The 16,592-nt window shown below is 61.8% G+C and carries 19 protein-coding genes; 11 read left to right on the forward strand and 8 right to left on the reverse strand.

The annotated features are described in order from the left end of the window. Positions 1 to 4: 4 nt before the first annotated feature. Entirely contained in the window at positions 5 to 1,201 is a 1,197-nt protein-coding gene (locus ACLEJU_RS00705) for a methionine gamma-lyase (RefSeq protein WP_435421646.1), read from the forward strand. A gap of 284 nt (positions 1,202 to 1,485) precedes the next feature. Here the strand turns inward: ACLEJU_RS00705 and ACLEJU_RS00710 are convergent, their stop codons facing one another. Beyond that, positions 1,486 to 1,923: a YhcB family protein gene (locus ACLEJU_RS00710; RefSeq protein WP_027918018.1), complete on the reverse strand. Its 438-nt coding sequence runs from the start codon at positions 1,921 to 1,923 to the stop codon at positions 1,486 to 1,488. A 135-nt stretch (positions 1,924 to 2,058) separates the two neighbouring features. Between ACLEJU_RS00710 and ACLEJU_RS00715 the strand changes: the two genes are divergently transcribed. From ACLEJU_RS00715 to zapE, 3 genes are all read left to right on the forward strand, one after another. Further along, positions 2,059 to 2,694, forward strand: a complete 636-nt coding sequence (locus tag ACLEJU_RS00715; RefSeq protein ID WP_435421645.1) for an alpha/beta hydrolase — start codon at positions 2,059 to 2,061, stop codon at positions 2,692 to 2,694. A gap of 25 nt (positions 2,695 to 2,719) precedes the next feature. Beyond that, positions 2,720 to 4,069, forward strand: coding sequence for a tryptophan--tRNA ligase (locus ACLEJU_RS00720; protein WP_435421644.1), 1,350 nt, complete (start codon positions 2,720 to 2,722; stop codon positions 4,067 to 4,069). 165 nt (positions 4,070 to 4,234) lie between these two features. Continuing rightward, a complete protein-coding gene (gene zapE / locus ACLEJU_RS00725) occupies positions 4,235 to 5,329 on the forward strand; it encodes a cell division protein ZapE (RefSeq protein ID WP_435421643.1) in 1,095 nt (364 codons plus the stop codon). Between the two features lie 133 nt (positions 5,330 to 5,462). Here zapE and ACLEJU_RS00730 read toward each other — a convergent pair whose 3' ends face one another. Continuing rightward, on the reverse strand, positions 5,463 to 6,383 hold the full coding sequence (locus tag ACLEJU_RS00730) for a GlxA family transcriptional regulator (RefSeq protein WP_435421766.1): 921 nt from the start codon (positions 6,381 to 6,383) through the stop codon (positions 5,463 to 5,465). A gap of 188 nt (positions 6,384 to 6,571) precedes the next feature. Then, complete coding sequence (locus ACLEJU_RS00735; RefSeq protein ID WP_435421642.1) at positions 6,572 to 7,612, reverse strand: NADP(H)-dependent aldo-keto reductase; 1,041 nt, start codon at positions 7,610 to 7,612, stop codon at positions 6,572 to 6,574. Positions 7,613 to 7,869: 257 nt separating this feature from the next. On the opposite strand from ACLEJU_RS00735, the gene rplM reads away from it, so the two are divergent. The 7 genes from rplM to ACLEJU_RS00770 all read left to right on the forward strand — a co-directional run bounded on the left by rplM (position 7,870) and on the right by ACLEJU_RS00770 (position 12,735). Further along, positions 7,870 to 8,298 (forward strand): 50S ribosomal protein L13, encoded by a 429-nt coding sequence (gene rplM, locus ACLEJU_RS00740; protein ID WP_003251819.1) that lies wholly within the window; start codon positions 7,870 to 7,872, stop codon positions 8,296 to 8,298. A gap of 14 nt (positions 8,299 to 8,312) precedes the next feature. Next, entirely contained in the window at positions 8,313 to 8,705 is a 393-nt protein-coding gene (rpsI, locus tag ACLEJU_RS00745; RefSeq protein WP_103449210.1) for a 30S ribosomal protein S9, read from the forward strand. Between the two features lie 264 nt (positions 8,706 to 8,969). Beyond that, positions 8,970 to 9,563 carry a ubiquinol-cytochrome c reductase iron-sulfur subunit gene (gene petA, locus ACLEJU_RS00750; protein ID WP_016395498.1) on the forward strand — a complete coding sequence of 198 codons (594 nt, stop codon included), beginning with the start codon at positions 8,970 to 8,972 and terminating at the stop codon, positions 9,561 to 9,563. Beyond that, complete coding sequence (locus tag ACLEJU_RS00755) at positions 9,563 to 10,774, forward strand: cytochrome b (protein ID WP_016395499.1); 1,212 nt, start codon at positions 9,563 to 9,565, stop codon at positions 10,772 to 10,774. Before petA ends, ACLEJU_RS00755 begins: the two co-directional genes overlap by 1 nt. Further along, complete coding sequence (locus ACLEJU_RS00760) at positions 10,774 to 11,553, forward strand: cytochrome c1 (RefSeq protein WP_435421641.1); 780 nt, start codon at positions 10,774 to 10,776, stop codon at positions 11,551 to 11,553. The genes ACLEJU_RS00755 and ACLEJU_RS00760 overlap by 1 nt, the downstream gene beginning before the upstream one ends. A gap of 116 nt (positions 11,554 to 11,669) precedes the next feature. Continuing rightward, on the forward strand, positions 11,670 to 12,293 hold the full coding sequence (locus ACLEJU_RS00765) for a glutathione S-transferase N-terminal domain-containing protein (protein WP_435421640.1): 624 nt from the start codon (positions 11,670 to 11,672) through the stop codon (positions 12,291 to 12,293). 10 nt (positions 12,294 to 12,303) lie between these two features. Then, positions 12,304 to 12,735, forward strand: coding sequence for a ClpXP protease specificity-enhancing factor (locus ACLEJU_RS00770; RefSeq protein ID WP_435421639.1), 432 nt, complete (start codon positions 12,304 to 12,306; stop codon positions 12,733 to 12,735). Between the two features lie 51 nt (positions 12,736 to 12,786). Here ACLEJU_RS00770 and ACLEJU_RS00775 read toward each other — a convergent pair whose 3' ends face one another. The 5 genes from ACLEJU_RS00775 to ACLEJU_RS00795 all read right to left on the reverse strand — a co-directional run bounded on the left by ACLEJU_RS00775 (position 12,787) and on the right by ACLEJU_RS00795 (position 16,528). Beyond that, positions 12,787 to 13,005: a YgdI/YgdR family lipoprotein gene (locus ACLEJU_RS00775; RefSeq protein WP_103449214.1), complete on the reverse strand. Its 219-nt coding sequence runs from the start codon at positions 13,003 to 13,005 to the stop codon at positions 12,787 to 12,789. 79 nt (positions 13,006 to 13,084) lie between these two features. Continuing rightward, complete coding sequence (locus ACLEJU_RS00780; RefSeq protein ID WP_435421638.1) at positions 13,085 to 13,663, reverse strand: BON domain-containing protein; 579 nt, start codon at positions 13,661 to 13,663, stop codon at positions 13,085 to 13,087. Next, a complete protein-coding gene (locus ACLEJU_RS00785) occupies positions 13,660 to 14,253 on the reverse strand; it encodes a phosphoheptose isomerase (protein WP_008097558.1) in 594 nt (197 codons plus the stop codon). The genes ACLEJU_RS00780 and ACLEJU_RS00785 overlap by 4 nt, the downstream gene beginning before the upstream one ends. A gap of 86 nt (positions 14,254 to 14,339) precedes the next feature. Beyond that, entirely contained in the window at positions 14,340 to 14,711 is a 372-nt protein-coding gene (locus ACLEJU_RS00790) for a YraN family protein (RefSeq protein WP_159408964.1), read from the reverse strand. Next, complete coding sequence (locus ACLEJU_RS00795) at positions 14,711 to 16,528, reverse strand: penicillin-binding protein activator (protein WP_435421637.1); 1,818 nt, start codon at positions 16,526 to 16,528, stop codon at positions 14,711 to 14,713. The genes ACLEJU_RS00790 and ACLEJU_RS00795 overlap by 1 nt, the downstream gene beginning before the upstream one ends. Positions 16,529 to 16,592: the final 64 nt, after the last annotated feature.

Consider the following 16,592-nt stretch of genomic DNA (forward strand, 5'->3'; position numbering starts at 1 on the left):
TGCCATGCGCGACTCCCATAACAACACCGGTTTTTCCACCCGCGCCATCCATCATGGCTACGACCCGCTTTCCCACGGCGGCGCCCTGGTGCCACCGGTTTACCAGACTGCAACCTATGCCTTCCCTAACGTTGAATACGGCGCAGCGTGCTTTGCCGGGGAGGAGGGCGGGCACTTCTACAGCCGCATCTCCAACCCGACCCTGGGCTTGCTGGAGCAGCGGATGGCATCGCTGGAAGGGGGCGAGGCCGGCCTTGCGCTGGCGTCGGGCATGGGGGCCATCACCTCGACCTTGTGGACCTTGCTGCGGCCCGGTGACGAGCTGATCGTCGGGCGCACGGTGTATGGCTGCACTTTCGCCTTCATGCACCATGGCATCGGTGAGTTCGGGGTCAAGGTTCGTCATGTCGATCTTAATGACGCCAAGGCGCTAAAAGCTGCCATCACCCACAAAACCCGGATGATCTACTTTGAAACCCCGGCCAACCCGAACATGCAACTGGTCGATATCGCGGCGGTGGCCGAAGCGGCGCGGGGGCACGACCTGCATATCGTGGTCGACAACACCTATTGCACGCCCTACCTGCAGCGGCCACTGGAGCTGGGGGCTGATCTGGTCGTGCATTCGGCGACCAAGTACCTCAGTGGCCACGGTGATATCACGGCCGGGCTGGTGATCGGGCGCAAAGCGCTGGTGGACCGGATTCGCCTGGAAGGCCTCAAGGACATGACCGGCGCGGTGCTGTCGCCACATGATGCCTCGCTGTTGATGCGCGGCATCAAGACGCTTGCGTTGCGCATGGATCGCCATTGCGCGAATGCCCAGCAGGTGGCCGAGTTTCTCGCCCGTCAGCCGCAGGTCGAGCTGATCCAGTATCCGGGGCTGCCATCGTTTGCCCAATACGAACTGGCGCAGCGGCAGATGCGTTTGCCAGGCGGAATGATCGCTTTCGAGCTCAAGGGCGGGATCGATGCCGGGCGGCGTTTCATGAATGCGCTGCAACTGTTTGCCCGGGCGGTGAGCCTGGGCGATGCCGAGTCGCTGGCGCAGCATCCGGCGAGCATGACCCATTCCAGCTATACGCCCGAAGAGCGAGCGCACCATGGCATCTCAGAAGGTTTGGTGCGTCTGTCGGTAGGGCTGGAGGATGTCGAGGATCTGTTGACGGATGTCGGGCAGGCGTTGAGCGCCTGCGCATGAAGTACGGTTCAGGAAGCGCTGCCCGATGCCTTGCCCTGGGGCGGCGCGAGCACTCTGGACGGGCTGGTGCAATGACCAGCGCATCCAAGAGGAGTATCACCATGAAAATGTCTGCAAACGACCTTGACCTGATCATTCGCCGCGCTGGCGGAGATGACGATGAGGGTGGTCAATCGTGGCGCAAGCCTTGATCTGAATGGGTACCCCGCCGCGGCGGGGTTGCCTGACCAGTATCGATCACGCAAGAAAAAGGCCTCTTTCGAGGCCTTTTGCGTGTCTGCGGCTCAGCGCTTGAGCCCGTAGCTCTCGTCGAGCATGCCCGGCGAGTTGGGCGACTTCGGTGCATAGTCACGTGGCACCTCGGCGGTGTCCTTCGGCGGGGTCAGGCGGTCACGTGGACCCTGGGTCCCTTCCGAGTGCAAGGCAGCCAGCAGGCGCTGGCGGGTCAGCTCGTCGAGCGCCAGGTGGTTGGCGCCGTCAGCCAGGTGATCCTGCACGTCCTGGTAGCTCTGGGTCAGCTTCTTGACCAGTACCGCGGTGCTGTTGAAATGGGTAACCACCTGGTTCTGGTAGCTGTCGAAGCGCTGCTGGATATCATCCAGCTGACGCTGGGTGCTGCTGGGCGCCGCGTTGGGCAACAGGCGGGCCACGATGAAACCGACCGCCACACCGATGACCAGGGCCAGGGTTGGCAACAACCAAACAAGGAGCGAGAGTTCCACGAGTCCTTCCTCTATAAACGGCTTTGCTTTACGTTAACGGCTCAGACCTGCGCTGTATACCGCGAGCGATCGCAAATCAGAACAGAATTCCTCACCTAGACGAAACGACCCCCTTCGAGGTCACGGAGTAGTGCCTTGCTTGTCCGCGAAACCCCCTTGTTCATCGACGGCCCGATCGGCCAGCTGGAAGCCTTGTACCTGGACGTGGCCGATGCCCGCGGTGCGGTGCTGATCTGCCACCCCAACCCGGTCCAGGGTGGCACCATGCTCAACAAGGTGGTCTCGACCCTGCAGCGCACCGCCCGCGACGCCGGCTACGTGACCTTGCGCTTCAACTACCGCGGCGTTGGCCAGAGCGCCGGCAGCCATGACATGGGCGCGGGCGAAGTGGCTGATGCCGAGGCCGCCGCCGCGTGGCTGCGTGCGAAGCACCCTGAGCTGCCGCTGGTACTGATGGGCTTCTCGTTCGGCGGCTTTGTCGCCACCAGCCTGGCCGGGCGCCTGGAAGCGCAAGGCGTGGAGTTGCAACAGCTGTTCATGATCGCCCCGGCGGTGATGCGGCTGACCGCCGACTTCCCGCTGCCGCAGCGCTGCCCGATCACCGTGGTGCAGCCTGACGCTGACGAAGTCGTCGATCCGCAGCTGGTTTACGAATGGTCCGACGCACTGGGGCGCCCCCATGAGCTGCTGAAAGTGGCAGAATGCGGACACTTCTTCCATGGCAAGCTGACCGATCTGAAGGATCTGCTGCTGCCGCGCCTTTCGAACTGAGCCAAGCCTGAATAAGCGAACACCCATGACCACGCGCATCCTTACCGGTATCACCACCACCGGCACCCCGCACCTGGGCAACTACGCCGGCGCCATCCGCCCGGCGATCGTCGCCAGCCAGCAGCCGGGTGTCGACTCGTTCTACTTCCTGGCCGACTACCACGCCCTGATCAAGTGCGACGACCCGCTGCGCATCCAGCGCTCGCGCCTGGAAATCGCCGCCACCTGGCTGGCCGGTGGCCTTGATCCAGCCAAGGTGACCTTCTACCGTCAGTCCGATATCCCCGAGATCCCCGAGCTGACCTGGCTGCTGACCTGCGTTGCCGCCAAGGGCCTGCTCAACCGCGCCCACGCCTACAAGGCCTCGGTGGACAAGAACCTGGAAACCGGCGAAGACCCGGATGCCGGCGTGACCATGGGCCTTTACAGCTACCCGGTGCTGATGGCTGCAGACATCCTGATGTTCAACGCCAACAAGGTGCCGGTCGGCCGTGACCAGATCCAGCACGTGGAAATGGCCCGCGACATCGGCCAGCGCTTCAACCACCTGTTCGGCCAGGGCAACGACTTCTTCGCCCTGCCGGAGGCGGTGATCGAGGAGAGCGTGGCGACCCTGCCGGGCCTGGACGGTCGCAAGATGTCCAAGAGCTACGACAACACCATCCCGCTGTTCACCAGCGCCAAGGACATGAAAGACGCCATCTCGCGCATCGTCACCGACTCGCGTGCGCCTGGCGAAGCCAAAGATCCGGACAATTCGCACCTGTTCACCCTGTTCCAGGCCTTCTCGACGCCATCACAGTGCGCCGAATTCCGCGAAGAGCTGCTGCAGGGCCTCGGTTGGGGCGAAGCCAAGCAACGCTTGTTCCAGCTGCTCGACAGCCAGCTGGCCGAGAAGCGCGAGCACTACCACCAGCTGATTTCGCGCCCGGCAGATCTGGAGGACATCCTCCTCGCCGGTGCCGCCAAGGCCCGCAAGATCGCCACCCCGTTCCTCGAGCAGCTGCGTGAGGCTGTTGGCTTGCGTTCTTTCCGCAGCAGCGTGCAAGCCAGTACCGAAGTGAAGAAGAAAGCCGCCAAGAGCGCGCGCTTCGTCAGTTTCCGAGACGAAGACGGCAGCTTCCGCTTCCGCCTACTGGCCGCCGATGGCGAGCAACTGCTGCTGTCGCGCAGCTTCGCCGACGGCAAGAGCGCCGGTGCCGTGAGCAAGCAGCTGCAGCAGGGCGGTGACGCCGACGTGCGCGTTGACGGCCTGGGCTTCAGCCTGTGGCTCAATGACGAGCAGGTCGCTGACGGGCCGCAGTTCGACAGCGCCGAAGCCCGTGATTCGGCCATCGAAAGCCTGCGTGTAGCGCTTCAGCCACAACAAGACTGAGGCATATTGCCTGTAGGAGCGGGCTTGCCCGCGATCACCGGCGAAGCCGGTGCCATACAGCGTAAAAAAGCCTTGAATGAGGCATATTGACGCAAGTCGCATTGCCATTAAGCGGGCCTGTCGCTACAGTGACGGCCCGTTTTTTGTTGCCTCGCTAACGAAATCATGACGCCCCTAGAACGATATCAAGCAGATCTGAAACGTCCCGACTTCTTCCATGACGCGGCGCAGGAAACTGCGGTACGTCACCTGCAGCGTCTGTACGACGACCTGGTGCACGCGCAGAACAACAAGCCGGGCGTGTTCGGCAAGCTGTTCGGCAAGAAGGAGCAGACGCCAGTCAAAGGCCTGTACTTCTGGGGTGGGGTGGGGCGTGGCAAGACTTATCTGGTCGACACCTTCTATGAAGCGCTGCCGTTCAAGCAGAAGATGCGCACGCACTTCCACCGCTTCATGAAACGCGTCCACGAGGAAATGAAAACCCTCAAGGGCGAGAAGAACCCGCTGACCATCATCGCCAAGCGCTTCAGCGAAGAAGCCAAGGTGATCTGCTTCGACGAATTCTTCGTTTCCGACATTACCGATGCCATGATCCTCGGCACCTTGATGGAAGAGCTGTTCAAGAACGGTGTCTCGCTGGTGGCGACTTCCAACATCGTCCCTGACGGCTTGTACAAGGACGGCTTGCAGCGCGCGCGCTTCCTGCCCGCCATCGCCATGATCAAGCAGTACACCGACGTGGTGAACGTCGACAGCGGCGTCGACTACCGCCTGCGTCACCTGGAACAGGCCGAACTGTTCCACTTCCCACTCAATGACGCGGCGCACCAGAGCATGCGCGCCAGCTTCAAGGCGATGACGCCCGAGTGCACGCAGGCCGTCGAGAACGACGTGCTGATGATCGAAAACCGCCCGATCAATGCCCTGCGCACCTGCGACGACGTCGCCTGGTTCGACTTCCGCGCCCTGTGCGACGGGCCGCGCAGCCAGAACGACTACATTGAGCTGGGCAAGATCTTTCACGCCGTGTTGCTGAGCAACGTGGAGCAGATGGGCGTCACTACCGACGACATCGCCCGCCGCTTCATCAACATGGTGGACGAGTTCTACGACCGCAACGTCAAGCTGATCATCTCGGCCGAGGTGGAGCTCAAAGACCTGTACACCGGCGGTCGCCTGAGCTTCGAGTTCCAGCGGACCCTGAGCCGCCTGCTGGAAATGCAGTCGCACGAATTCCTGTCGCGCGCTCACAAGCCTTAAGGCACTGGGGCCGCTTCGCGGCCCATCGCCGGCAAGCGCGGCTCCCACAGGATGGGCGCTGACCCACAGGCTTGTACAATACCTGTAGGAGCCGCGCTTGCCGGCGATGGGCTGCGCAGCAGCCCCATTGGCCTCAGGCTTCCTGTATGAACTGCTGCCGATACTGATTCGGCGACAACTCCGTGTGCTGTCGGAACAACCGCGCAAAGAAACTGGCATCGTCATAGCCGACCTCATAACTGATGGTCTTGATGCTCTTGCGTGTGCTCGACAACAGTCCCTTGGCCGTTTCGATGCGTAACCGCTGCAGATAGTGCAACGGCTTGTCCCCAGTCGCTCCCTGGAAACGGCGCATGAAGTTGCGAATGCTCATGCCATGGTTGCGGGCCACGTCCTCGAAGCGGAACTTGTCGGCGAAGTGTTCCTCCAGCCAGTGCTGGATCTGCAGGATGATCAGGTCCTGGTGCAGCTTCTGCCCGCCAAAGCCCATTCGCCCCGGGGTGTAGTTGCGCTGCACTTCATAGAGGATGTCGCGGGCCACGGCACGCGCTACATTGGCGCCGCAGAAGCGCTCGATCAGATAGATGTACAGGTCGCAGGCTGAGGTGGTGCCGCCGGCGCAGTACAGGTTGTCGGCGTCGGTCAGGTGCTTGTCCTGATTGAGGCGGATCTTCGGGTAGCGCTCGGCAAAGCTGTTGAAGAAGCGCCAGTAGGTGGTCGCCTCCTTGCCATCGAGCAGGCCGGACTCGGCCAGCCAGAACACCCCGCTGGCTTCGGCGCACAGCACCGCGCCGCGGGCGTGCTGTTCGCGCAGCCATGGCAGCACCTGCGGATAACGTTGCTGGAGGTTGTCGAAATCTTCCCAGAAGGCCGGGAGGATGATCACGTCGGCATCGTCAAGACCGCCATCGACCGGCAGTTGCACATTGCTGAAGCTGTCTACCGGCTGGCCATCGGGGCTCACCAGGCGAATCTCGAACATGGGCTGCAAGCCCAGGCCCAGCTGCTTGCTGTAGCGCAAACTGGCGAGGTGGAAGAAATCCTTGGCCTGCATCAGGGTCGAAGCGAACACCTTGTCAATGGCCAGGATGCTGACGCGCCGCAACGACGCGGAGGGTTGGGTAAACATCATTGTCATTGTTCTTATAGGGTAGAGTGGTCAATCACCGGCTGGATCGTCTTATTTTTTGGCGATTGTGTCTACCCCGTGTCGCAGAGGGGCCGCAAAGCGGCCCATGCTGTTCAAGGCGCGGGGTTTGGCTGCTCCTGATGAATTGCTTCGATTGCCGTAAGCAGTTCGTCGTTGAGGTTCAGCTGCAGGCTGTCGAGGTTGCTCTGCAGCTGCACCAGGTCGGTCGCACCGATGATGTTGCTGGTCACGAACGGCTGCCGCGTCACGAACGCCAGGGCCATCTGGGCCGGGTCCAGGCCGTGCGCCTGGGCCAGTTGCACATAACGGCTGCAGGCCGCCACGGTCTGTGGGTTGGAGTAGCGGGCGAAGCGGCTGAACAGGGTCAGGCGGCCTTTTTCTGGCCGGGCCCCGTGTTCGTACTTGCCCGAGAGCATGCCGAACGCCAGTGGCGAATAGGCCAGCAGGCCGCATTGCTCGCGGATCGCCACTTCCGCCAGGCCCACTTCGAAGCTGCGATTGAGCAGGTTGTAGGGGTTCTGGATCGACACCGCCCGCGGCCAGCCACGGCTGTCGGCCAGCTGCAGGAACTTCATGGTGCCCCACGGCGTTTCGTTGGACAGGCCGATGTGGCGGATCTTGCCGGCACGCACTTGCTCTTCGAGCACCTCGAGGGTCTCTTCCAGCGGGGTGAACAGGTCGTTGGCCAGGTGCTGGTAACCGAGCTTGCCGAAGAAGTTGGTGCTGCGCTCCGGCCAGTGCAACTGGTAGAGGTCGATGCGGTCGGTCTGCAGGCGCTTGAGGCTTTCGTCCAGCGCGGCGACGATGTGCTGGCGGTTGTGCTTGAGCTGGCCGTCGCGGATGTGGCTGATGCCGTTGCCGGGGCCGGCGACCTTGCTGGCCAGCACCCAATCGTCGCGGTCGCCGTTGGCGCGGAACCAGTTGCCGATGATGCGCTCGGTGGCCGCGTAGGTCTCTGGGCGCGGCGGCACCGGGTACATCTCGGCGGTGTCGATGAAGTTGATGCCGCTGGCCTTGGCCAGGGCAATCTGCTCGAAGGCCTCGTCCTGGGTGTTCTGCTCGCCCCAGGTCATGGTGCCCAGACACAGGGCGCTGACATCGAGGTCGGTACGGCCGAGCTTGCGGTATTCCATCGGGAAAACACTCCTTGGCAAAGAAGCCCATCAAAGCAGGTTGAAATTTTTCGCGCAATCTGGATAATTCTGCCCCTCTCCGTGTGGCGGAAGTGATGCACCACCACGCAGGAAGAACCCCGTCGAACATTGGCGTGCCCGACCCGAGCCCCCAAAAGCGTCAGCGTTCGGCTGCGCGCTTGCCCTTGGCAAGCTGTGCACTATCCAGTAAGATTCGCCGTCTATTTTTCGCTGGGCGGCCTCTGAGGCTTTAGAGAATGAAAACTTTTACTGCTAAACCGGAAACAGTAAAGCGCGAGTGGTTCGTAGTTGACGCCGCTGGCCAGACCCTGGGTCGTCTGGCTACCGAAATCGCTACCCGTCTGCGTGGCAAACACAAACCAGAATACACCCCTCACGTTGACACCGGCGACTACATCGTCGTCATCAACGCTGAACAGGTTCGTGTGACTGGTGCCAAGTCTTCCGACAAAATGTACTACTCCCACTCCGGTTTCCCAGGCGGCATCAAGGAAATCAACTTCGAGAAGTTGATCGCCAAGGCCCCTGAGCGTGTTATCGAAACCGCGGTCAAAGGCATGCTGCCTAAGAACCCGCTGGGTCGCGACATGTACCGTAAGCTGAAAGTGTACGCGGGTGCTGCTCACCCACACACTGCTCAGCAGCCTCAAGAACTGAAGATCTAACGGGAAAGTTCATTATGTCGGCGACTCAAAATTACGGCACTGGCCGTCGCAAGACCGCAACCGCTCGCGTTTTCCTGCGTCCGGGTACTGGTAACATTTCCATCAACAACCGTTCTCTGGACGTGTTCTTCGGTCGCGAAACCGCTCGCATGGTTGTTCGTCAGCCGCTCGAGCTGACCGAGTCCACTGAGAAGTTCGACATCTACGTCACCGTTTCCGGTGGTGGTGTCAGCGGTCAGGCCGGTGCGATCCGTCACGGTATCACCCGCGCTCTGATGGAATACGACGAAACCCTGCGTGGCGCTCTGCGTCGTGCTGGCTACGTCACCCGCGACGCTCGTGAAGTCGAGCGTAAGAAAGTGGGTCTGCGTAAAGCGCGTAAGCGTCCTCAGTACTCCAAGCGTTAATACCGCTTCGGCAGTCGAAAAAAGCCCGGTTCCTTGGAACCGGGCTTTTTTTTGTGCTTGAACTAACCTGTCAGCATGTCGGTGACCACTTGTCGCATAGACGCAGATCAAGCAAAGCGCGGGTTATAGCTCCTTGTGGGGGTAATCACCTTGTCATTGTGTGGATTTGTTTCTTACCATGGCGGCCAAATTTTAGTGCCACAGACACAACCTAAGTACAGGCCAGGTCCAACTGGCCAAGCAAAGCTGATGGGAGAGGACTGAATGAGCAATGACGGCGTCAACGCAGGCCGGCGCCGCTTCCTCGTAGCCGCGACATCCGTGGTCGGGGCAGCGGGGGCAGTGGGGGCTGCGGTACCGTTCGTGGGGTCATGGTTTCCCAGTGCCAAGGCGAAGGCTGCCGGCGCACCGGTGAAGGTCAATATTGCCAAGGTCGAGCCCGGGCAGCAGATGGTTGCCGAGTGGCGTGGCCAGCCGGTGTTCATCGTCCGGCGAACGCAGGAGATCCTTGGCAACCTGAAGAAGATCGAGGGTGACCTCTCCGACCCTCAATCGAAGAGCTCGGTGCAGCCGACCTATGTCGACCCCGAGGTTCGCTCGATCAAGCCGGAAATCCTCATTCTCGTCGGCCTCTGCACGCACCTGGGCTGCTCGCCGACCTTCCGCCCGGAAGTCGCGCCCGCAGACCTCGGGCCGAAGTGGGTTGGTGGCTATTTCTGCCCTTGCCACGGCTCCCACTACGACCTGGCCGGTCGTGTCTACAAGTCGCAGCCGGCGCCTCTCAACCTGCCAGTGCCGCCGCATTCTTATGAGTCGGACGACATCGTCGTCATCGGCGTCGACCAGGAGAAAGCATGATGAGCAAGTTCATGGACTGGATTGACGCTCGCTTCCCCGCCACCAAGATGTGGGAAGACCACCTGAGCAAGTATTACGCGCCCAAGAACTTCAACTTCCTGTATTTCTTCGGCTCGCTGGCGCTGCTGGTGCTGGTCAACCAGATCGTCACTGGCGTGTGGCTGACCATGAGTTTCACGCCCTCGGCGGAAGAGGCCTTCGCCTCGGTCGAGTACATCATGCGTGACGTCGAATACGGCTGGATCCTGCGCTACCTGCACTCCACAGGCGCTTCGGCGTTCTTCATCGTGGTCTACCTGCACATGTTCCGCGGCCTGCTCTACGGCTCCTACCAGAAGCCCCGCGAGCTGGTGTGGCTGTTCGGCATGCTGATCTACCTGGCGCTGATGGCCGAAGCCTTCATGGGCTATCTGCTGCCGTGGGGGCAGATGTCGTACTGGGGTGCCCAGGTGATCATCTCGCTGTTCGGCGCCATTCCGGTGATCGGTGGCGACCTGACCCAGTGGATTCGCGGTGACTACCTGATTTCGGGCATCACCCTGAACCGCTTCTTCGCCTTGCACGTGGTGGCCCTGCCGATCGTGATTCTCGGCCTGGTGGTGCTGCACATCCTGGCCCTGCACGAAGTGGGTTCGAATAACCCCGATGGTGTGGACATCAAGAAGAAAAAGGACGAAAACGGCATTCCGCTCGACGGCATTCCGTTCCACCCGTACTACACCGTCAAGGACATCGTCGGTGTGGTGGTGTTCCTTTTTGTGTTCTGCGCCGTGGTGTTCTTCTTCCCTGAAATGGGCGGCTACTTCCTGGAAAAACCCAACTTCGAGCAGGCGAACGCGTTCAAGACGCCTGAACATATCGCCCCCGTGTGGTATTTCACGCCGTTCTACGCGATCCTGCGAGCGGTGCCTGACAAGCTCATGGGCGTAATTGCCATGGGGGCCGCAATCGCGGTGTTGTTCGTGCTGCCCTGGCTCGACCGCAGCCCGGTGCGCTCCATGCGCTACAAGGGCTGGATCAGCAAGGTCTTCCTGCTGGTGTTCTGCATTGCCTTCGTCATCCTCGGCATCCTCGGCGTACTGGCGCCTACGCCTGGGCGTACCTTGCTGTCGCAGGTGTGCACGGTGCTGTACTTCGCCTACTTCCTGCTGATGCCGTTCTACACAAGGCTCGAGAAGACCAAACCGGTTCCGGAAAGGGTGACTGGCTGATGAAAAAGTTGATTGCAGTATTTTTGCTGGCAGTGATGCCTGCCTTTTCCTTCGCTGCCGAACACGGTCTGGAGCTGGACAAGGTCGATATCGACCTGACCGACAAGGCGGCCATGCAGGACGGTGCGCGCACCTTCGCCAACTATTGCATGGGTTGCCACAGCGCCAAGTTCCAGCGTTACGAGCGGGTTGCCGATGACCTTGGCATTCCGCATGAGTTGATGCTCGAGAAGCTGGTGTTCACCGGTGCGAAGATCGGCGACCATATGCAGATCGGCATGCAGCCCAGCGACGCCAAGACCTGGTTCGGCGCCGCGCCGCCCGACCTGACCCTGGTCGCCCGGGTTCGGGGTACCGACTGGCTGTACACCTACCTGCGCAGCTTCTATGAAGACCCGTCGCGCCCGTATGGCGTGAACAACAAGGTGTTCCCGAACGTCGGCATGCCCAACGTGCTGGTCGGCCTGCAGGGCAACCAGGTGGTTGGCTGCAAGCAGGTGCAGATGGTGGTTGATGGCAAGAAGCAATTCGACCCATTGACGGGTAGCCCGCTGACCCATGAAGCCTGTGACCAGCTGACCATTACGCCGAATTCCGGTACCCTGAACACCGAGCAGTTCGACGAGAAGGTCAAGAACCTGGTGACCTTCCTGGCCTATTCGGCCAACCCGGTCAAACTGGAGAGCCAGCGCATCGGTACCTACGTGTTGCTGTACCTGGCTTTCTTCTTCGTATTTGCCTACTTGCTCAAGCGCGAATACTGGAAGGACGTGCACTGATCACGCAGTAATTTCTGGTAGTTGAACGCGCCCGCGGGGGCCTGGCAGATTTGCCAGGTCCCCGCGGGCGCGTTTTCATTTAGAGTTGTACAAGTATCCCTGCGAGGAGGCGCTACATGGGCGCAACCAACCGGTTAGCCTGCTATTCCGATCCTGCTGACCATTATTCTCATCGGGTGCGCCTCGTGCTCGCCGAGAAGGGCGTCAGCGTGCAGGTCATCGACGTCGACCCTGCGCGGCTGCCAGCCAAGCTGGCAGAGGTGAACCCTTACGGCAGTGTACCGACCCTGATCGATCGTGACCTGGCGTTGTATGAGTCGACCGTGGTGATGGAATACCTCGAGGAGCGTTACCCGCACCCGCCACTGATGCCGGTATACCCGGTGGCGCGTGGCAACAGCCGTTTGCTTATGCACCGCATCCAGCGTGACTGGTGCGCCCTGGCTGACAAGATTCTCGATCCGCGTAGCACCGAGGCCGCCCGTACCGAGGCGCGCAAGGCACTGCGCGAAAGCCTGACCGGTGTATCGCCGCTGTTTGGCGAGTTCGCTTGCTTCATGAGCGAGGAGCAAAGCCTGGTCGACTGTTGTCTATTGCCCATACTCTGGCGTTTGCCGGTAATGGGTATCGAATTGCCGCGGCAGGCCAAGCCGCTGCTGGATTACATGGAGCGACAGTTCGCCCGCGAGCCTTTCCAGGCGAGCCTGTCCTCTGTTGAACGTGAAATGCGCAAGCTTTAAGGAGCCGTTGATGAACTCCAGTCGCCCCTATCTGGTTCGAGCACTGTACGAGTGGATCGTCGACAACGATTGCACCCCCCATATGCTGGTCAATGCCGAATTCCCGGCGGTCCAGGTACCACAAGGTTTTGCCAGTGATGGCCAGATCGTCCTGAACATTTCGCCGAGTGCCGTGCGCAACCTGCACATGGACAACGACGCAGTGAGTTTCGAGGGGCGCTTCAGTGGCGTTGCCCATTCGTTGTTCGTGCCAGCGGGCGCCATCCTGGGTATCTATGCCCGGGAGAATGGCCAGGGCATGGTCTTCGAGCTCGAGCCGCCGCTGATGGAGGAGGATGAGCTGGATGACGAAGGTGTCGAGCCGGATGACGATGGCCCGCCGGAAGGGGGTGGCCAGCCACCACGCCCAAGCGGGCGACCCAGCCTGAAGGTGGTCAAGTAACAAAAAAGGCGATCCGTATGGATCGCCTTTTTCTTTGCCGCGAATCGGTGTTTACAGATCGCTGATGGTGCGTACCTGGTCCCGGTTGATGCGGGTGCGCTTGCCGTCGAGCTGCTGAAACTCGTAGAAACCCGAGTCCTTGTCGAAGTGCGGGGCGTCTACAGCCTGGATTTCGCGGCCGTCGTTAAGGGTGATCAGGCTTGGGGTGGAGCAGCCGGCCAGGGTGGCGAAGGTGCCGAACAGCAGGGCGGGCAGCAGAAGCTTTTTCATGCGGTATTTCCTGGAAATTGATCAGGTGGGGCAAGCTGCCGCCGATGCCGGCCAGTGGCTGATAGCGGCGGCAACTGAATCAGTCGATGTACTCGAACAGCTTGACGATCTTCTGCACGCCAGACACACCCTGAACCACAGCAGTGGCAGAGTTGGCCTCCTGTTGGGTCACCAGGCCCAGCAAGTAGACGATGCCGTTCTCGGTGATCACCTTGATGCGCGAGCTGGGCACGGCATTGTCGGTGAGCATCTGGGTCTTGATCTTGGTGGTCAGCCAGGCATCGTTGTTGCGCGCCAGGATCGAGGAGGGCTGCATCACCTGCAGCTCGTTGTGCACTTTCTTCACCCGCTGGACCTGGCTGGCAGTCTGTTCGGCAAGGCTCTTGAGGTCGGCGCGCGGGGTTTGCCCGGCGAGCAGGACGATGCCGTTGTAGCTGCTGACGACGATGTGCGAGCTCTTGTCCAGGTCAGGGCTCGCCTTGGCAATGTTGACCGAAGCCTTGGTTTCGATCAGTGAGTCGTCGATCTTGCTGCCGATGGTGCGGGTGCCACGATCATCCTCGATCGGCGAGTTGCGGGTCGAGGTCAGTACCGAGCTGCAGCCGGTGATGCTCAGGCACAGGGTCAGGGCCATCAGGCCGAGGCGTATGGGGGTCATTCTTCACTCCCGAACAGTTGGCTGTCGATCAGATCGCACAGGCAGTGGATCGCCAGCAGGTGGACTTCCTGGATACGTGCGGTGACCGTCGACGGTACGCGGATTTCCACGTCTTCTGGCAGCAGCAGCGAAGCCATTCCGCCACCGTCACGTCCGGTCAATGCTACGACAATCATTTCGCGATCATGTGCGGCCTGGATCGCTTGAATCACGTTGGCAGAGTTGCCGCTGGTCGAAATCGCCAGCAGCACGTCGCCGGGCTGGCCCAGGGCGCGGATCTGCTTGGAGAAGATTTCGTTGTAGCTGTAGTCGTTGGCGATCGAGGTCAGCGTCGAGCTATCGGTGGTCAGGGCGATGGCCGGCAGGCTCGGGCGCTCACGCTCGAAGCGGTTGAGCAGCTCCGAAGAGAAGTGCTGGGCATCGCCGGCCGAGCCGCCATTGCCGCAGGCGAGCATCTTGCCCTCATTGAGCAGCGCATTGACCATGACCAGGCTAGCCTGCTCGATGTGCGGTGCCAGGATGTCCATTGCCTGTTGCTTGGTGTCGATGCTGGCCTGGAACAGCCGGCGAATTCGGGATTGCATGTCCATCTGGTGACCTTAAGTGGGGCGGTGGCCTTTGCTACGCGCAACAAGGACCAGCCCGCGAAACATAGAGCAAAAAAATCGGAGTGGGTTCAGCATTCGAAGGCGTTTTTCAGCCATTGAAGCGGCTGGCCTGCATGGCGACTGCCCTGCAGGGCGACAACGTCGAAGCGGCAGGGGTGATTGGCCCAGCGGGACTCCTTCTGCAGGAACAGGGTGGCGGCAAGCACCAGCCGTTTCTGCTTGCGCCCGTCAATGCTGCCGAGGGCGCCACCGAAGTCCGCGTGCAACCGGTAGCGGACTTCGACGAATACTACTGTATCGGCGTCGAGCATGACCAGATCAAGCTCGCCGCCTTTGCATCGCCAATTGCGTGTCAGCAGTTGCAGGCCTTGCCCTTGAAGGTACTCAAGAGCTTGGGTTTCTGCCGCCTGGCCGGCGCTGCTCGGCGATGCTTCGGGCATCAGCGGGAAGTGTCTGGCAGGCGCTTGACCTGGCCGCCGGAGAACTCGGCCCATGGCAGCTGGCGTTCGACGCGCTGGTTGGCGTTGATGCTCAGGCTGCCGGACAGGCCTTGCACGCGATTGTCTGGCAGTGCCTTCAGCTGGCCCAGGCGTGGTGCCAGGCTGTAGGCGTCGACGCCCATGGCGTAGAGGCGGCCGAGGCTGCCTGCGGCTTGCGGCCATTGCTGCACGACCTGCTGGCGTAGGCTGTTGCTGGTGTCGAGCAGCCACGGGGTCTCGCAGAAGCGAATGCCGTTCATGTCGTTGTACTGGTTGACGTCACCGCTGGCGCTGTACAGGTTCGAGGTGGCGTAGACCGGTACGTCACCGGCGTACTGGAAGTTCAGGGTCGGCTTGATCTGCTGCGCCTGTTGTGGGGTCGAGGCGAGGAAGATGAAATCGATGTCCTGGCGGCGCGACGGTTGGGCTGCGATGTTGCCGCCCACAGTGCTCTGCAGGCTCTGGGCGCGGCCTTCGCTTTGGCGCAGCTGGAACAGGCTGGCGATCTGCTGGGCCAGTGCAACCGGCTGGGCGATGCGCTCGGCGGCGATGATGGTGCCGCCATTGCCTTCCCAGTCCTGACGGAAGGCGGCCAGCACGCGGTCACCCCACTCACCGCTCGGTACCAGGGCCACGGCGCGGACCATGCCGTCAGCGCGGGCGCGGCGTGCCACTTCGCGGGCTTCGTCCTCGGCGGCGAGGCCGAACTGGAACAGCTGGGGTGGTGCTTTCTGGCCGGCGTCGGCGTAGTTCAGGGCGAGGGTGGTAATGGGCAGCTGGGTGTTGCCAGCAAGCTGCTTGACCAGCGGCTTTTCAAGCGGGCCGACCACCAGCTGCACGCCATCGGCCTGGGCTTGGCGATAGAAGGCGTCCAGCGAGCCGATGCGCGAACTGTCGTAGACCTGCACGGCAGGCGCTTGCCCGCCTGCCTGCTGGGCCTGGAAGTGGGCAGCCATGAAACCGTCACGCAGGGCGCGGGCAACGCCGGCCAGCGGGCCTTCCTGGGGCAGTAGCAGGGCGATTTTGGTCAGCGGCTGGCTGGCCAGTTCCTTGAGCTTGGTCAGGGCCGTTGGCAGCTGCTTGGCGGCTGGGTGATCAGGGTGCTGTTTGCGCCAGGCTTCGATGGCAGCCTGCTGCTGCTCCAGAGTGCCGGCGCTTTTCACCGCTAGCGCCAGGCTGGTCCAGCCGGCCAGGATTTCGTTGTTGGCAGGCTGTTGCAGCTGCTCGGCTGGCAGCGAAGCGACCAGTGCCCAGATCGCGTCATTGTTGGCGCTGGCAGCCTGACCGTCGAGCAGCGGGCTCAGCAGCACGCGTTGCTGGGCGGCGGCCATGGCCTGGCCGTCGGCCTCGAGGGCAGCGGCGTGGACGCTGTAGGTGCGCACCTGCTGTTGCTCGGGCAGCTCTGCGATATGTTGCAGGCTCGGGTGGGACAGCGCGGTCAGTGCGGCCTTGGGCTGGTTGCGGCTCATGGCCAGTTCGGCGCCGAGGGTGGCGGCGAAAATCTGCTGGGCCGGCTTGAGCGTGTCCATCGGCACCTGCTCAAGGATGCGTGCGGCGCGGGGGAAGTCCTTCTGCTTGTAAGCCAGGTCGGCTGCGCTCAGGCGCAGCAGGGCCGCGTCTTCGGCGGACTTGCTGGTGGCGGCCTTCTCGAGCAGTTGCTCGATGCTGGCGTCCGGGGTGCGTGGCAGTTCGCCCAGGCTGGATGAGGGCGAGCTGGCACAGGCTGCCAGCAGGGCAGCGAGGCAGAGGGCTGTGAGCAGCCGCAGGCAAGCGATCATGTAAAGGTCCTGTTACTCGATCAAGTTGGCCGGCAATTGTACCCAAGCGGTGGCCGGGGCGCGA

Origin of the sequence: Pseudomonas sp. SMN11 (genome assembly GCF_052041945.1) — a bacterium.
Taxonomy (GTDB): domain Bacteria; phylum Pseudomonadota; class Gammaproteobacteria; order Pseudomonadales; family Pseudomonadaceae; genus Aquipseudomonas.

Bases quoted from the DNA above. Each gene is read 5' to 3' on its own strand.
- ACLEJU_RS00705 (WP_435421646.1), top strand. From the start codon at position 5: ATGCGCGACTCCCATAACAACACCGGTTTTTCCACCCGCGCCATCCAT.
- ACLEJU_RS00720 (WP_435421644.1), top strand. From the start codon at position 2,720: ATGACCACGCGCATCCTTACCGGTATCACCACCACCGGCACCCCGCAC.
- zapE (WP_435421643.1), top strand. From the start codon at position 4,235: ATGACGCCCCTAGAACGATATCAAGCAGATCTGAAACGTCCCGACTTC.
- ACLEJU_RS00730 (WP_435421766.1), bottom strand. From the start codon at position 6,383: ATGCAGGCCAAGGATTTCTTCCACCTCGCCAGTTTGCGCTACAGCAAG.
- ACLEJU_RS00735 (WP_435421642.1), bottom strand. From the start codon at position 7,612: ATGGAATACCGCAAGCTCGGCCGTACCGACCTCGATGTCAGCGCCCTG.
- rplM (WP_003251819.1), top strand. From the start codon at position 7,870: ATGAAAACTTTTACTGCTAAACCGGAAACAGTAAAGCGCGAGTGGTTC.
- rpsI (WP_103449210.1), top strand. From the start codon at position 8,313: ATGTCGGCGACTCAAAATTACGGCACTGGCCGTCGCAAGACCGCAACC.
- petA (WP_016395498.1), top strand. From the start codon at position 8,970: ATGAGCAATGACGGCGTCAACGCAGGCCGGCGCCGCTTCCTCGTAGCC.
- ACLEJU_RS00755 (WP_016395499.1), top strand. From the start codon at position 9,563: ATGAGCAAGTTCATGGACTGGATTGACGCTCGCTTCCCCGCCACCAAG.
- ACLEJU_RS00760 (WP_435421641.1), top strand. From the start codon at position 10,774: ATGAAAAAGTTGATTGCAGTATTTTTGCTGGCAGTGATGCCTGCCTTT.
- ACLEJU_RS00765 (WP_435421640.1), top strand. From the start codon at position 11,670: ATGGGCGCAACCAACCGGTTAGCCTGCTATTCCGATCCTGCTGACCAT.
- ACLEJU_RS00770 (WP_435421639.1), top strand. From the start codon at position 12,304: ATGAACTCCAGTCGCCCCTATCTGGTTCGAGCACTGTACGAGTGGATC.
- ACLEJU_RS00775 (WP_103449214.1), bottom strand. From the start codon at position 13,005: ATGAAAAAGCTTCTGCTGCCCGCCCTGCTGTTCGGCACCTTCGCCACC.
- ACLEJU_RS00780 (WP_435421638.1), bottom strand. From the start codon at position 13,663: ATGACCCCCATACGCCTCGGCCTGATGGCCCTGACCCTGTGCCTGAGC.
- ACLEJU_RS00785 (WP_008097558.1), bottom strand. From the start codon at position 14,253: ATGGACATGCAATCCCGAATTCGCCGGCTGTTCCAGGCCAGCATCGAC.
- ACLEJU_RS00790 (WP_159408964.1), bottom strand. From the start codon at position 14,711: ATGCCCGAAGCATCGCCGAGCAGCGCCGGCCAGGCGGCAGAAACCCAA.
- ACLEJU_RS00795 (WP_435421637.1), bottom strand. From the start codon at position 16,528: ATGATCGCTTGCCTGCGGCTGCTCACAGCCCTCTGCCTCGCTGCCCTG.